Source organism: Streptomyces sp. NPDC107546 (assembly GCF_055639175.1).
This window is the reverse complement of record NZ_JBVKBA010000006.1, coordinates 12968-28630: the sequence shown is the minus strand read 5'-3', so window position 1 is coordinate 28630 and position 15663 is coordinate 12968. Positions and strand designations below refer to the sequence as shown.

12 protein-coding genes and 1 riboswitch are annotated in these 15663 nt (G+C 70.8%); of the genes, 10 read left to right on the top strand and 2 right to left on the bottom strand.

Going from position 1 to position 15663, the window contains the following annotated elements; translation table 11 throughout:
- Positions 1-19 precede the first annotated feature (19 nt).
- The 10 genes from ACZ7L1_RS10585 (at position 20) to ACZ7L1_RS10540 (ending at position 11954) form a co-directional block, all read left to right on the top strand.
- On the top strand, positions 20-1027 hold the full coding sequence (locus ACZ7L1_RS10585; RefSeq protein WP_471435961.1) for a nucleoside triphosphate pyrophosphohydrolase: 1008 nt from the start codon (positions 20-22) through the stop codon (positions 1025-1027).
- Entirely contained in the window at positions 1024-2325 is a 1302-nt protein-coding gene (locus tag ACZ7L1_RS10580; RefSeq protein ID WP_471435959.1) for a cytochrome P450 family protein, read from the top strand. The genes ACZ7L1_RS10585 and ACZ7L1_RS10580 overlap by 4 nt, the downstream gene beginning before the upstream one ends.
- A 182-nt stretch (positions 2326-2507) precedes the next feature.
- A complete protein-coding gene (locus ACZ7L1_RS10575) occupies positions 2508-3506 on the top strand; it encodes a LysM peptidoglycan-binding domain-containing protein (RefSeq protein ID WP_471435958.1) in 999 nt (332 codons plus the stop codon).
- Positions 3507-3704: 198 nt separating this feature from the next.
- A riboswitch (cyclic di-AMP (ydaO/yuaA leader) is annotated at positions 3705-3871 on the top strand.
- Positions 3872-3875: 4 nt separating this feature from the next.
- Positions 3876-4571, top strand: a complete 696-nt coding sequence (locus ACZ7L1_RS10570; protein WP_471435957.1) for a transglycosylase family protein — start codon at positions 3876-3878, stop codon at positions 4569-4571.
- Between the two features lie 393 nt (positions 4572-4964).
- On the top strand, positions 4965-6251 hold the full coding sequence (eno, locus tag ACZ7L1_RS10565; RefSeq protein WP_200420638.1) for a phosphopyruvate hydratase: 1287 nt from the start codon (positions 4965-4967) through the stop codon (positions 6249-6251).
- Positions 6252-6370: 119 nt separating this feature from the next.
- The gene (locus tag ACZ7L1_RS10560) at positions 6371-6880 is read left to right on the top strand and encodes an FtsB family cell division protein (protein ID WP_471435956.1); all 510 of its coding nucleotides are present in this window, start codon (positions 6371-6373) and stop codon (positions 6878-6880) included.
- Positions 6881-6954: 74 nt separating this feature from the next.
- Positions 6955-7491: a DUF501 domain-containing protein gene (locus ACZ7L1_RS10555; RefSeq protein WP_471435955.1), complete on the top strand. Its 537-nt coding sequence runs from the start codon at positions 6955-6957 to the stop codon at positions 7489-7491.
- A complete protein-coding gene (locus ACZ7L1_RS10550) occupies positions 7488-8453 on the top strand; it encodes a Ppx/GppA phosphatase family protein (protein WP_471435953.1) in 966 nt (321 codons plus the stop codon). The genes ACZ7L1_RS10555 and ACZ7L1_RS10550 overlap by 4 nt, the downstream gene beginning before the upstream one ends.
- 617 nt (positions 8454-9070) lie before the next feature.
- The gene (locus ACZ7L1_RS10545) at positions 9071-10453 is read left to right on the top strand and encodes an NAD(P)/FAD-dependent oxidoreductase (RefSeq protein WP_471435952.1); all 1383 of its coding nucleotides are present in this window, start codon (positions 9071-9073) and stop codon (positions 10451-10453) included.
- 205 nt (positions 10454-10658) lie between these two features.
- Positions 10659-11954, top strand: coding sequence for a class I SAM-dependent methyltransferase (locus ACZ7L1_RS10540; RefSeq protein ID WP_471435951.1), 1296 nt, complete (start codon positions 10659-10661; stop codon positions 11952-11954).
- A 66-nt stretch (positions 11955-12020) separates the two neighbouring features.
- Here ACZ7L1_RS10540 and ACZ7L1_RS10535 read toward each other — a convergent pair whose 3' ends face one another.
- A complete protein-coding gene (locus tag ACZ7L1_RS10535; RefSeq protein ID WP_471435949.1) occupies positions 12021-14552 on the bottom strand; it encodes an ABC transporter permease in 2532 nt (843 codons plus the stop codon).
- Positions 14553-14730: 178 nt separating this feature from the next.
- Complete coding sequence (locus ACZ7L1_RS10530; RefSeq protein ID WP_471435948.1) at positions 14731-15549, bottom strand: ABC transporter ATP-binding protein; 819 nt, start codon at positions 15547-15549, stop codon at positions 14731-14733.
- Positions 15550-15663 lie beyond the last annotated feature (114 nt).

The window sequence follows — 15663 nt, the reverse complement described above, 5'->3', positions numbered from 1 at the left end:
CGTGCGTTACGTTCGGAGGGTGAACGCAACCAGCTTCGAAGCGGTCCCGGGACCGGAGGCGACCGCCGAGCCCGGCCGGATCGTCCTGCTCACCACCAGCCACCGGGTCGCGCCCGGTCTCCTGTCCTGGCCCGCCTGGCAGGCGCTGCACGCCGCCGACCGGGTCCTGTGCGCGGACGGCGCGCACCCGCAGCTGCCCTATCTGCGCGAGGCGGGCATAGCGGTCGAGGAGGCCGCCCCGAGCGCGCAGGAGCTGGTCGACGCCTGCGCCGGCGGCCGCACGGTGGTCGTCGTCGCCACGGGTGAGGGTGAGCCCACGCTGACGGACGGCCTGGCGCGCCTCGCCGGATCGGGTCGCGTCCACATGCCGGAGCTGGAGCTGCTGCCCGCGTCGTACGACCTCCCGGGCGCCCGTCTCCTGGACCTGGTGCAGGTCATGGACCGCATCCGCGCCGAGTGCCCCTGGTCGTCCCGGCAGACCCACCTGGGCCTGGCCAAGTACGGCATCGAGGAGGCGTACGAGCTGGTCGAGGCCATCGAGGCGGGCGACCGCGAGGAGCTGCGGGAGGAGCTGGGCGATGTCCTGCTCCAGGTCGTCTTCCACGCCCGGATAGCCGAGGAGCACCCGGACGCGCCCTTTTCCATCGACGACGTGGCGGGCGGCATCGTCGCCAAGCTGATCCACCGCCACCCGCACGTGTTCGGGGACGAGACCGCGACGACGCCGGAGGAGGTCAAGGAGCACTGGCTGCGGACCAAGGCGGTCGAGAAGCGGCGCACGTCGGTGACGGAGGGCATCCCGCTCGGCCAGCCGGGCCTCGCCCTCGCCGCGAAGCTGCACTCCCGGGTCCGCACCGCCGACCTCGACGTCCCGCTCCCGCAGGGCGACGGCATCGGCTACGAGCTGCTGGCGCTCGCCGCGCGCGCGGAGGCGGAGGGCGTGGACCCGGAGGCGGCCCTGCGCGCGGCGGCACGCGCGTACCGGGACGCGATCCGGGAGGTGGAGAGCGGGGGCTCGGAGCAGTGAACGGCCAGACCGCCTCCCCCGCCCCCGAACTGTTCACCTGGGAGTTCGCCGCCGACCCGTACCCCGCCTACGCCTGGCTCCGCGAGCACGCCCCCGTGCACCGGACGAGGCTGCCGAGCGGTGTCGAGGCCTGGCTGGTCACCCGGTACGCGGATGCCAAGCAGGCCCTCGCCGACCAGCGGCTGAGCAAGAACCCGGCGCATCACGACGAGCCCGCGCACGCCAAGGGCAAGACCGGCATCCCCGGCGAGCGCAAGGCCGAGCTGATGACGCATCTGCTCAACATCGACCCGCCGGACCACACCCGGCTGCGCAGGCTCGTCTCCAAGGCCTTCACGCCCCGGCGTGTCGCGGAGTTCGCGCCGCGGGTCCAGGAACTCACCGACCAACTCATCGACCGGTTCGCGGGCAGGGGTGAGGCCGACCTCATCCACGAGTTCGCCTTCCCGCTCCCCATCTACGCCATCTGCGACATGCTCGGCGTCCCGCGCGAGGACCAGGACGACTTCCGCGACTGGGCCGGGATGATGATCCGGCACGGGGGAGGACCGCGAGGCGGCGTCGCGCGGTCGGTGAAGAAGATGCGCGGCTACCTCGCCGACCTCATCCACCGCAAGCGCCAGGCGCTGCCCGCCGAGCCCGGCCCCGGCGAGGACCTCATCTCAGGACTCATCCGTGCCTCCGACCACGGGGAACACCTCACGGAGAACGAGGCGGCCGCGATGGCCTTCATCCTGCTCTTCGCCGGGTTCGAGACCACCGTCAACCTCATCGGAAACGGCACGTTCGCGCTCCTCGGTCACCCCGGGCAGCGGGCCCGTCTGCAGCGGTCGCTCGCCGCCGGGGACCGCGACCTGCTCGAGACCGGCGTCGAGGAGCTGCTGCGCTACGACGGCCCGGTGGAGCTGGCCACCTGGCGGTTCGCCACGCGGCCGCTCACCATCGGCGGGCAGGACATCGCCGCCGGCGACCCCGTCCTGGTGGTCCTGGCCGCCGCGGACCGGGACCCGGCGCGCTTCGCCGACCCGGACGTCCTCGACCTCTCCCGCCGCGACAACCAGCACCTCGGGTACGGGCACGGCATCCACTACTGCCTGGGCGCTCCCCTGGCCCGCCTGGAGGGACAGACGGCGCTCGCCACGCTCCTGACCCGCCTGCCGGACCTGCGGCTCGCGGTCGACCCGTCCGACCTGCGGTGGCGCGGCGGACTCATCATGCGGGGCCTGCGCACGCTGCCCGTGGCGTTCACACCGGTACCGGAGAAAGGTCACGAAGCTCCCGCCGACATCCGGACATGACACGGCGAACACGCCGGTGGTCACAAGAAGGTGACAGGATCTCACCTCTGTGATCTTCACGTGATCTACGCTGCATTAACTTGTGACAAGCGATCCAGTGCGGATACGTTCACGCAGCAACGCGGCGGTCCGCACGCCACGGCCGTCGCGTCGGTCGATGCTGTCGTGTGAAAGGCAACCGCATGCTCTCCGGGAACGGTCGTCACCGTCGCCCCCGTCAGGCTCCGGCTCTCCTCGTCGCGGCAGGGGTGACCGGATCAGCGATCGCGATTCCGCTGCTCGGCGCCACCGGCGCGAGCGCGGCCACCGGCGTCACCTGGGACCAGGTCGCGGAGTGCGTCAGCGGCGGCTCATGGAGCGCGGACACCGGCAACGGTCACTACGGCGGGCTGCAGTTGACGCAGGACGACTGGGACAGGTACGGCGGTCTCGACTACGCGCCGAGCCCCGACCAGGCGAGCCGCTCGCAGCAGATCGCCGTCGCCGAGAAGGTCCTGGCGGCCCGGGGCGTGGGGGTCTGGGGCACCTGCGGCCTGCTGAACGGTCTGAGCAAGGACTCCGGCTCCGCCGGTGTCGACACGGGTGTCGCCGGGGACTCGTCGTCCGACGGCGGATCGTCCTCCGATTCCGGTCTCGGGTCCGGTCTTGACTCCGGTCTGTCCGACTCGTCCGGATCATCTGCGTCGACCACTCCGTCGCCTTCTTCATCCTCTTCGTCCCCTTCGTCCTCCTCGTCCTCACCCTCGTTCGGGGCGTCGACCGCCGACGCCGCCAACAGCGCACAGGGGTCCGGTGGTGCTCCGGCGGCCACGACGAAGAGCGATGGGTCGGACAAGTCGACACAGGACGATGCCTCGTCCGGGGCGAGTTCGCCCGAGACCTCGAGCGCCGGTCGTCATCGCGGCGACGGCGCCGACGAGAGTGCGGCGGACGGCCGTACGTCGGACGTGTCCGGCCGGCACGCCTCGCGCGGCACCACGGACGCGCGTGACGCCGTCGACGGTTCGTACACCGTCCGCCCCGGGGACAATCTGTCGTCCATCGCCGACTCCCTTGACCTCAGCGGCGGATGGACGGCGCTGTACGAGGCGAACAGGCAGACGGTCGGCGCCGACCCGAACCTCATCCTCCCCGGTCAGAGCCTTGCGCTCGGCGCCGACCCGACCGGCGACTCGTCCTGAACTGCCCCTTCCGTGGCGGAAGTTGACGACCCACTTCGCGCTGAATGTCCTGTTTGGTGAAAGTGAGATATGGGTCTCATAAGCCCTGATCGTCTTTGAAATTCCGGCGATCGACTGCTTACGGTCGTGATCGCTCGCCACAGCGAGCCCCGGCGGTCGCAACGCCGAATCCTGCCAGCGGCCGTACGGGAACAGTCGTCGCGTCAAGCGCCGTAGGCAGGAGCGGGGGACCCAAGGTAGGCGCCGCATCCGGGAGTTGACCGGAAGCGGCTCGGGGTGAAGCCGTGTTCCGCAAGGGGCACGGCCGGGCAACTCAACCGGCCCGAACCCGACAGCTCACCTCGCAGGCGTCGGTGAGGGGAATGAACCATGCTGTGTTCCGGCAACGGTAAGCACCGCCGCCCGTCCAAGGCCACCCGTGCCATCGCGCTCGCCGGTGTCGCCGGCGCTGCCATCGCCGGCCCGCTCCTCGCGGCCGGGAACGCCTCCGCGGCCACCGCCGCCCAGTGGGACGCCGTCGCCCAGTGCGAGTCCGGCGGCAACTGGCACATCAACACCGGCAACGGCTTCTACGGCGGTCTGCAGTTCACGAACTCCACCTGGGCCGCGTACGGCGGCACCGCCTACGCCTCCCGCGCCGACCTGGCCACCGAGGGCCAGCAGATAGCCGTCGCCGAGAAGGTCCTCGCGGGCCAGGGCAAGGGCGCCTGGCCGGTGTGCGGCAAGGGCCTGACCAGCGCCGCGTACAACGGTTCCGCGGCCACGGGCTCCTCGAGCGGCGCGAAGAGCACCACCACGAAGAGCACCACCACCCGCTCGACCGAGCGGCAGGCGGCCAACCGCTCCGCGCAGCGCCCGGCTCCGCAGAAGACCGTCACCACCCCGACCGGCCAGAAGGTCAAGAAGGGCGACGGCGAGTACAAGGTGGTCAAGGGCGACACCCTCAGCTCGATCGCCGCGACCCACCACGTCCAGGGCGGCTGGACGAAGCTCTTCGACCTGAACAAGGACATCGTCCAGGACGCCGACCTGATCTACCCGGGCCAGCAGCTGCACCTGAAGTGACAGCCACCCGGTAGCCGGGCCGCAGGCCCCTGCCAGGCGTGACCCCCACCGCGGGGGTCGCGTGAGGGCCCACCCCCGTCCCCACGGGCTCCCCGCTCCGGTGCGTGTTCCCCCGTGCGCGCCGGAGCGGGGTTTTTGCTGTCCGCCCTGTTCGCTGTCCCGCCCGTTCGCTGTCACGCCTCTTCGCTGTCCGGCCCGTTCGCTGTCCGGCCGTGCGGATTTCACCCGACCTTTCCCCAGCCCTTTGTTCCGGGCAGGAACAATGTGTACCGTCACCCTGTCCACGGGACGGTCGGTAGGCCGGCCGACAGCCCGGGGCGGTTAGGCTCTAGTCGCAAGGCACAGCCGCAAGGCAGACAGCCCCGCACTTCCAGCGTCACATCCAAGAAGGAGATGCTCGTGCCGTCCATCGACGTCGTCGTAGCCCGGGAAATCCTGGACTCCCGAGGCAACCCCACGGTCGAGGTCGAGGTCGGCCTCGACGACGGCAGCACGGGTCGTGCCGCCGTTCCGTCCGGCGCCTCCACCGGCGCCTTCGAGGCCATCGAGCTCCGCGACGGTGACCCCAACCGCTACCAGGGCAAGGGCGTCGAGAAGGCCGTTCTCGCCGTCATCGAGCAGATCGGCCCGGAGCTGGTCGGCTACGACGCCACCGAACAGCGCCTGATCGACCAGGCGATGATGGACCTGGACGCCACCGACAACAAGGGCTCCCTCGGCGCCAACGCGATCCTCGGCGTCTCCCTCGCCGTCGCCCACGCCGCCTCCGAGGCCAGCGACCTGCCCCTGTTCCGCTACCTGGGCGGCCCGAACGCGCACCTGCTGCCGGTGCCGATGATGAACATCCTCAACGGCGGCTCGCACGCCGACTCCAACGTGGACATCCAGGAGTTCATGATCGCCCCGATCGGCGCGGAGTCCTTCTCCGAGGCGCTGCGCTGGGGCACCGAGGTCTACCACACGTTGAAGAAGGTCCTGAAGAGCAAGGGCCTGGCCACCGGCCTCGGCGACGAGGGCGGCTTCGCCCCGAACCTCGGCTCCAACCGTGAGGCCCTCGACCTCATCCTGGAGGCCATCAAGGAGGCCGGTTACGCCCCCGGCCAGCAGATCGCCCTCGCGCTCGACGTGGCCGCCTCCGAGTTCTACAAGGACGGCAAGTACCTCTTCGAGGGCAAGGAGCGCTCCGCCGCCGAGATGACGGAGTACTACGAGGAGCTCGTCGCGGCCTATCCGCTCGTCTCCATCGAGGACCCGCTGTTCGAGGACGACTGGGCCGGCTGGAAGGTCATCACCGACAAGCTCGGCGACAAGGTCCAGCTGGTCGGCGACGACCTGTTCGTCACCAACCCCGAGCGCCTGGCCCGTGGTATCGAGGAGGGCGCGGCCAACGCCCTGCTGGTCAAGGTCAACCAGATCGGCTCGCTGACCGAGACCCTGGACGCCGTCGAGCTGGCCCAGCGCAACGGCTTCAAGTGCATGATGTCCCACCGCTCCGGCGAGACCGAGGACGTCACCATCGCCGACCTGGCCGTCGCCACCAACTGTGGCCAGATCAAGACCGGCGCCCCGGCCCGCTCCGAGCGCGTCGCCAAGTACAACCAGCTGCTGCGCATCGAGGAGATCCTCGACGACGCCGCGGTGTACGCCGGCCGCTCGGCCTTCCCGCGCTTCAAGGGCTGAGACGAGGCAAGCCGCTGGGGCAAGCCCGGGCAAGGCTTGGCCGGTCGTACGTACGTCCCCGTACTCGGTCCCGTACCGTGTGCGGGGACGTACGCGCGTGTGAAGGGGAGGCGGGAGACATGGCCGGGAAGGACCGCGACCGGTTCTCCACCGCGACCAGGCTCAGGCTGCTCGGCGAGCAGACGGCCGCCCGGGTCTACCGCTCCCAGACCCGGCGCCAGGCCCGCCGCTCCCGGCTCACCGGCCGGGCCGCGCTCCTCGCCCTCGTCCTGTGCTCGCTGATCGTGGCACTGGCCTACCCGATGCGGCAGTACGTCTCCCAGCGCGGCGAGATCGCCGACCTGGAGCGGCAGCAGGAGGAGGCCCGCAAGCGCGTCGAACAGCTGCGTGACCTGAAGGCGCGCTGGCAGGACGACGCCTACGCGGAGCAGCAGATCCGCCAGCGGCTGCACTATGTGATGCCGGGGGAGACCGGCTACATCGTGATCGACCCGGACGCGGTCAAGCCGTCGCGCGCGGACCGGAGCACGGCCGTACGCCCCTGGTACGCCGGCCTCTGGGACGGGGTGGACAGGGCCGACGCGGCGGACAGGGCCGACGGTCCGGCCGGTGAGCGCACCGCGCCCTGACGCGCCCGTCACGCACCCGGACGCATCCCGACGGACCTGACGCACCCATGAGAAAGACTGTCTGAAAGAGAGCCATGGAAACCCCTCCGCCGCCCACCCCGCGCACCGAGCCGACGGACGCGGACGTCGAGGCCGTCAAGCAGCAGCTCGGGCGCCCCCCGCGTGGGCTGCGCGCGATCGCGCACCGGTGTCCCTGCGGGCAGCCGGACGTCGTGGAGACGGCGCCGCGGCTCCCCGACGGCACCCCGTTCCCGACGACGTACTACCTGACGTGCCCGAAGGCGGCCTCCGCGATCGGCACGCTGGAGGCAGACGGCGTCATGAAGGAGATGACGGAGCGGCTGGCCACGGACCCGGAACTGGCCGCCGCCTACCGCGCCGCGCACGAGGACTACATCTCCCGCCGTGACGCCATCGAGGTCCTGGAGGGCTTCCCCAGCGCGGGCGGCATGCCGGACCGGGTGAAGTGCCTGCACGTCCTCGTGGCGCACTCCCTGGCCGCAGGACCGGGCGTCAACCCGCTCGGCGACGAGGCGATCGCGATGCTGCCGGAGTGGTGGCGCAAGGGGTCGTGTGTGGAGGCCGAGGTTTCCGAGGAGGACGGCAAGTGACACGGGTCGCCGCCATCGACTGCGGTACGAACTCCATCCGGCTCCTGGTCGCGGACGCCACTGTGTCCGACAGCGCCTCCGGCGCGGGCGCCACGGGTGAACTGGTCGACCTGGACCGGCGGATGACCATCGTCCGGCTGGGGCAGGGCGTGGACCGCACCGGACGTCTGGCGCCCGAGGCCCTGGAGCGCACGTTCACCGCCTGCCGGGAGTACGCCGAGGTCATCAAGAAGCACGGCGCCGAGCGGATCCGGTTCGTCGCCACGTCCGCCACCCGGGACGCGGAGAACCGGGACGAGTTCGTCCGGGGGGTGGCGGACATCCTCGGCGTCGAACCGGAGGTCATCTCGGGCGACCAGGAGGCGGAGTTCTCCTTCACGGGGGCGACCCGGGAGCTGATGGGCCGTACGGATCTGGCCACGCCCTTCCTGGTGGTGGACATCGGCGGCGGCTCCACGGAGTTCGTCGTCGGCGACGGGCACGTGCGCGCCGCACGGTCCGTGGACATCGGCTGCGTCCGTATGACCGAGCGGCACCTCGTGCGGGACGGGGTGGTCGCCGACCCGCCGACCGAGGAGCAGATCGCGGCCATACGGTCCGACATCGAGGCGGCGCTGGACCTGGCGGAGCAGACGGTTCCGCTGCGGGAGGCGCACACGCTGGTGGGCCTCGCGGGGTCGGTCACCACGGTCTCGGCGATCGCCCAGGACCTCCCGGAGTACGACTCGACGCGGATCCACCACTCCCGGATCTCCCGCGACCGGGTTCGGGAGATCACAAGTGCGCTGCTCCACTCCACCCACGCCGAGCGCGCGGCGATCCCGTCGATGCACCCGGGCCGCGTGGACGTCATCGGCGCGGGCGCCCTCGTACTGCTGGCGATCATGGAACGGACCGACACGACGGAGGTCGTGGTCAGCGAACACGACATCCTCGACGGCATCGCCTGGTCGATCGCGTAACCACCGCCGCCCCCTGAACGCGACCCCAGGGGACGGCTCCGGGCCGGGCGCCGCAGCGCGGCCGGCCTTGTCGCCCGGCGGGGCCGGGAGGCGGTGACGGGGTTCCCGGGCGCGCGGCAGCGCGCCGCATCGGCCTGGAGGGGCGGGAGGCGGCGGGGTGCACGCGTCCTCATACCGAGATTTTCCTACCCGCCGGTAGCCTCTCTTGAGCAGGTTGGGTAACGTATGAGCGCCGCCCCAGGGGCCTCCCCGGCCCCTGGTCGACACGCCGCCGGAAAACTTCGTGAAGTTCTTCACAAGAGAAACGCCCCTGCTGGGCGACGATTCGCGGACGTTGGGCCGTCCGTGTGGCTCATCGGGACTCCGAGGCTGCTCGCACGAGCGCGCCGAAGGGTGTCCCGAGGGGGCTCGAGAGGCCCTGCGCGGGGTCTCGGTGGGGCGCTGCGGAACCCGGAAGGGCAGCTCACGCGGCCTTGACAACGGACAGTTCCCCCCGGAGCCCACCACTCGGCGCCATGACCTGGGTCACGTGGGCGGCGTAGTGTAGCAGACACCCCAACCATGCTTGTGAAGGGGCGCACGAGCCACCCCCCTGAGGCGGGTGGATACTCGATGGCATGAGCACCACGGAGCGTCCCAGGATCCTCGTAGTAGGCGGTGGGTACGTAGGCCTGTACGCAGCTCGTCGCATTCTGAAGAAGATGCGCTACGGCGAGGCGACCGTCACGGTCGTCGACCCGCGCTCGTACATGACCTACCAGCCCTTCCTCCCCGAAGCCGCCGCCGGCAGCATCTCCCCCCGGCACGTCGTCGTCCCGCTGCGACGCGTGCTGCCGAAGGCGGAGGTCCTCACCGGCCGGGTCACCACCATCGACCAGGACCGCAAGGTCGCCACGATCGCCCCGCTGGTCGGCGAGGCGTACGAGCTGCCCTTCGACTACCTGGTCATCGCGCTCGGCGCGGTCTCCCGCACCTTCCCGATCCCCGGCCTCGCCGAGCAGGGCATCGGCATGAAGGGCATCGAGGAGTCCATCGGCCTGCGCAACCACGTCCTCGAGCAGCTCGACAAGGCCGACTCCACGACCGACGAGGAGATCCGCCGCAAGGCGCTCACCTTCGTCTTCATCGGCGGTGGCTTCGCCGGTGCCGAGACCATCGGCGAGGTCGAGGACATGGCCCGGGACGCGGCCAAGTACTACAAGAACGTGTCCCGCGAGGACATGCGCTTCATCCTCGTCGACGCCGCCGACAAGATCCTCCCCGAGGTCGGCCCCAAGCTCGGCCAGTACGGCAAGGAGCACCTCGAGGGCCGCGGCGTCGAGGTCTACCTGTCCACCTCCATGGAGTCCTGCGTCGACGGCCACGTGGTGCTCAAGAACGGCCTCGAGGTCGACTCCAACACCATCGTGTGGACCGCCGGCGTCAAGCCCAACCCGGCGCTCGCCCGCTACGGCCTGCCGCTCGGCCCGCGCGGTCACGTCGACTGCGAGCCCACGCTCCAGGTCAAGGGCACGGACTACATCTGGGCCGCCGGTGACAACGCCCAGGTGCCCGACCTCGCCGCCCGCAAGGCCGGTGTGGAGAACGCCTGGTGCCCGCCCAACGCCCAGCACGCGCTGCGCCAGGCCAAGGTCCTCGGCGACAACGTGGTCTCCGGTATGCGGGGCTTCCCGCAGAAGGAGTACAGCCACGCCAACAAGGGCGCGGTCGCGGGCCTCGGCCTGCACAAGGGCGTCGCGATGATCGTCATGGGCAAGATGAAGATCAAGCTCAAGGGCCGCCTCGCCTGGTACATGCACCGTGGCTACCACGGTCTGGCCATGCCCACCTGGAACCGGAAGATCCGCGTCTTCGCGGACTGGACACTCGCCATGTTCCTCAAGCGCGAGGTCGTCTCGCTCGGCGCGATCGAGTCCCCGCGCGAGGAGTTCTACGAGGCCGCCAAGCCGGCCCCGGTCGCCGCCGCGCTCAAGTCGGAGGAGAAGGCCAAGGCCTCCTGACCCCCGGTCACCGACAGCGCCCGAAGGGGCCGCCCGCCATCCGTGGTGCGGGCGGCCCCTTCGGCGTAGCCGGGCCCGCACTCCTTCCGTGGTGTGCGCAGGCATTTTGCACAGCCGTAACGCCAACGGGGGACTGCGGCCGAGCCCCGCAGGTGTTTACGTGGTGTCGGACATTCCGGGATCCCCCGTCACGGAGGTGTGCACCATGGCAGACGCCGCGCCGCGGTTGAAGAGCCTCGTCGAACAGATCGTGGGAGCCCCGCTCCCCGTGCGCGTCCGCGCCTGGGACGGCTCCGAGGCAGGGCCTCCGGGCGCTCCCGCCCTCGTCGTGCGCAACCGCCGCGCCCTGCGCCGCCTGCTGTGGAAGCCGGGCGAACTGGGCCTGGCCCGCGCCTGGGTCGCCGGGGACCTGGGCATCGACGGCGACCTGTACACGGTCCTCGACCTCATGGCCGGCCTGATCTGGGAACGCGGAGAGGACGCCCGCACCCTCACCCAGGCGCTCCGCGACCCTGACGTCCGCGCCGCCGTCCGCGGGCTCGTGAAGCTGGCCGGGCCCTTCCCGCCGCCCGCGCCGCCCCGTGAGGAGGCCCGCCGGGTCCGCGGCCACCTGCACACCCGGCGCACCGACAAACGCGCCATCAGCCACCACTACGACGTCGGCAACGACTTCTACGAGATCGTCCTCGGCCCGTCCATGGTGTACTCCTGCGCCTACTGGGAGTCGCCGGACGACACCCTCGAGAACGCCCAGCGCGACAAGCTGGAACTGGTCTGCCGCAAGCTCGACCTGAAGCCCGGTCAGCGCCTCCTCGACGTCGGCTGCGGCTGGGGCTCCATGGCCATCCACGCCGCCCGCGAGCACGGTGTGAGCGTCGTCGGCGTCACCCTCTCCCAGGAGCAGGCCGCCTACGCCCGCAAGCGGGCCGCCGACGAGGGCCTCACCGACCGCGTCGAGATCCGGGTGCAGGACTACCGCGACGTCGCCGACGGCCCCTACGACGCCATCTCCTCCATCGGCATGGCGGAACACGTCGGGGCGGAGAGATACCTGGAGTACGCCCGCGCTCTGCACGCCCTGCTCAAGCCCGGCGGGCGGCTGCTCAACCACCAGATCGCCCGGCGCCCCGAGCAGGACGAGTCCGCGTACTCCGTCGACGCGTTCATCGACGCCTACGTCTTCCCCGACGGCGAACTGGCGCCCATCGGCACCACGGTGACCCAGCTGGAGCGCGCCGGGTTCGAGGTCCGCGACGTGGAGTCGCTGCGCGAGCACTACGGCCTCACCCTGCGCCGCTGGGTCGCCAACCTGGAGGCCGAGTGGGTGCGTGCGCAAGCGCTCACCAGCCCCGGCCGGGCCCGCGTCTGGCGCCTGTACATGGCGGCCTCCGCCCTCGCCTTCGAACACAACCGCATCGGCGTCAACCAGGTCCTCGCGGTGCGGACACCGGACTCGGGCGCGTCCGGGATGCCGCTGCGGGCGCGCACCTGGGGCGCGTGAGTCCCGCCAGTACGACGAAGGGGCCCCGTTCCGGCGCGGAACGGGGCCGCCCCGGCGCACATACCGCTACTCCGACTTGATCGCCGTCAGCATGTTCAGACGCGCCGCGCGCCGGGCCGGCCACAGCGCGGCCAGGACGCCGACCACCGCCGCCAGCAGGAGGAACAGGGTCATCCGGGCCCAGGGCAGGACCAGTTCGTACGTCGCCATCTTGGTGCCGAGCAGTTCACCGGCCGCCCAGCCGAAGAACACACCGAGCCCGATGCCGAGCACCCCGCCGAACAGCGAGATGACGAGGGACTCCAGACGGACCATCCGCTTGATGCCCTTGCGGTCCAGGCCGATCGCGCGGAGCATCCCGATCTCCTGCGCACGCTCGAAGACGGACATGGCGAGGGTGTTGATGACACCGAGGACGGCGACGATCACCGCCATGCCGAGCAGGCCGTAGAGGATGTTCAGCATCAGCGTGAAGACCTGCGCGACGCTGTTGGAGATGTCCTTCTTGTCCTGCACCTCGATGGCCGGGTTGTCGCCGAGGGCCTTCACCAGCCGGTCCTTGGCCGAGGAGGAGGCGCCGCCGGACGTCTTCACCATCACCTGCATGTCGGACGGGTCGCTCTGGTGCGGGGAGAGCGTGGCGTTGTCCAGCATGATGCCGCGCATCATCGCGGTGCCCTGGTAGACGCCGGCGATCGTCAGCTGCTGCTTCCTGCCGTCCTCGTACGACACCGTGAACCGGGACCCGGCCGTCCAGTGGTGGGACGTGGCGGTGTCGTCGTCGACGACGACCTGGGTGCCGCCGACCCTGAAGGTGCCCTCGTCGAGCTTCAGATCCGTCAGCTCGCCGATCGTGGCGCCGTTCACGCCGGACAGGTACTCGGTCTGTCCGTCGATTCGGGAAGGAGCGTTGCGCAGCGGGCTGGTCGCGGTGACGCCTTCGGTCGACTTCAGGGTCTTCTCGACGGCGGGAGAGAGCGGGTAGCGGTTCGCCATGGACACCACGTAGTCCGCCTTGATCGCGGAGGACGCCATCTTGTCGATCGCGGTCTGCAGACTGCCCGCCATCACGGTCAGACCGGTGATCAGGGTCAGGCCCACCATCAGGGCGGAGGCGGTGGCCGCGGTACGGCGCGGATTGCGCACCGAGTTCTGCCGGGCCAGCCTGCCCGCGACACCGAAGACGCGCAGGACGGGAGCGGCGGCCGCGATCAGCGGGCGGGACAGCAGCGGCGTGAGGACGAAGACGCCGACGACCAGGAGGGCCGCGCCGAGGCCCATCGGGGCCTGGGCGTCCGAGGTGTTGTCCAGCGTGGTGGCGTACAGAACCGTGAGGACGCCGCCGGCGGCCAGCAGGGCGCCCAGCGTGTTCCGCAGGACCAGGGACTTGGTAGTGGCCTTCGCGTGGACGCTGCTCATCGCGGCGACCGGGGGGATCTTCGCGGCGCGGCGGCCGGGCAGCCAGGCGGCCAGCATCGTGATCAGGACGCCGACGGCGAGGGCGGTGGCGACCGTGCCCGGGGAGATGACGAGCGGCCCGTCCGGAACGCTGCCGCCGAGCCTGCCCATCAGGGACCGCAGGCCCGCGCCGATGCCGATGCCGGCGACGAGCCCGGTGACGGCCGCGACCGCGCCGACCACGAACGCCTCGATGAGCACGGACCGGGTGACCTGACGGCGGGAGGCGCCGACCGCCCGCAGCAGCGCCAGCTCCTTGGTGCGCTGGGCGACCAGCATCGTGAAGGTGTTGGCGATGATGAACGTGCCGACGAACAGCGCGATGCCCGCGAAGACCAGCAGCGAGCTGCGCAGGCTGCTCGTCTGGTCGGCGATCCGCGTGGCCTGGTCGTCGGCGAGCTGCTTGCCGGTGGTGGTGGAGGCGACGTCCTTGGGCACGATGGCGTCGACCGCGTCCTGCAGCGTCGTCTGGCTGGTGCCCGGGGCGGCCTTCACATCGATCTCGTCGTACGCGCCGGCCTTGTGGAACAGCCGCTGGGCGGTGGCCGTGTCGAAGAGGGCGAGGCTGCCTCCGGCGGCGACGTTGCCGTCTTCGGTGGTGAAGATGCCGGCGATCCTCGGCGTCAGCACGGGACCGTCGATGGAGAGCCGCACGGTGTCCCCGACCTTGAAGCCGGCGCGCTGCGCGGTGTGGGAGTCGATGAGGACCTCGTCCTGCCCCTTCGGCGCGTGCCCGCTGACGAGCGGGTACCGCGGGTCCTTGTCGCCCCAGTAGTTCCCGCCCTGGGACTGGAAGCCGCTGCCGATGAGCTTGCCGTCCTTGCCGGCGACGGCGGTGAAGCCGCTGACGACCCCGACGGCACTGTCCGCACCGCGCACCTCGGCGACCTTGCCGAGCAGCGCCTGTGCCAGCTTCGGCTCCTTGCCGACGGTGTCGCCGGTGTCGTTGCGGCCCTCGGGCTGGATGGCCACGTCCACATGGCCGAAGCCCTTGGCGGAGCTCTTCTGGTAGGCGTTGGAGATGGTGTTGGTGAACACCAGGGTGCCCGACACGAACGCCACGCCGAGCATCACGGCGAGCACGGTCATGAGCAGCCTGGCCTTGTGCGCGAGCACGTTGCGCAGGGCGGTACGGAACATGTGTCTGTCCAGGGCTTGGTTGCTGGTGGTTCAGCCCGTCCTGGGCCCCTGCTCGCAGAGCTCGGGGGAGTTCCAGGACGAGGCCGCAGGCCGATCGGGGGTCTGGGGAGGCCGCAGGCCGATCACGGGTCGAGGGGGGAGCCCCGGAGCGGGAGCCCCGGAGTGGGGCGCGGCAGGGTCAGCTGGTGCGGCCCTTCGCGTCGAACCGCTTCATGCGGTCCAGCACCCCCTCCGCGCTCGGTCCGTGCAGTTCGTCCACGATCCGCCCGTCCGCCAGGAAGATCACCCGGTCCGCGTACGCCGCCGCCACCGGGTCATGGGTGACCATCACCACCGTCTGCCCCAACTCCCGTACGGAGTTGCGCAGAAAGCCCAGCACCTCGGCGCCCGACCGGGAATCCAGGTTCCCGGTGGGCTCGTCGCCGAAGATGATGTCCGGCTTGGACGCGAGCGCCCGTGCCACCGCCACGCGCTGCTGCTGACCACCGGACAGCTGTGCGGGCCGGTGGCTCAGCCGGTCCGACAGGCCGACCATCCGGATCACGGTGTCCAGCCACTGCTTGTCCGGCTTACGGCCCGCGATGTCCATCGGAAGGGTGATGTTCTCGAGCGCGGTCAGCGTCGGCAGCAGGTTGAACGCCTGGAAGATGAACCCGATCTTGTCCCGCCGCAACTTGGTGAGCTGCTTGTCCTTCAGCGCTCCCAGCTCGACGTCACCGATGCGCACGGAACCCGAGGAGAAGGAGTCGAGCCCGGCGACGCAGTGCATCAGCGTCGACTTGCCGGAGCCCGAAGGCCCCATGATCGCCGTGAACCGGGCCTGCTGGAAGTCGACGGTGACCCGGTCCAGGGCCACCACCTGGGTCTCGCCCTGGCCGTAGACCTTCGACAGGTCCGTGGCGCGGGCGGCCACCGCGGTGGTCCGGTCGGCGAGGGAGGTGCTGGTCACGGAAGCGGCTCCTGTCGGGAAGGCGACGGTGAAGAGGACGTGTCCCATCGTCGCGGCGCGTCGCCGCCGTGGAGTCAGCCGCTGTTCCGGTTCCCGAGGCAGCCTTCGGTCGGACCGCCACGGCCCGCGTCATACCTGGGGATGACACGGTCCCCTGAGCCG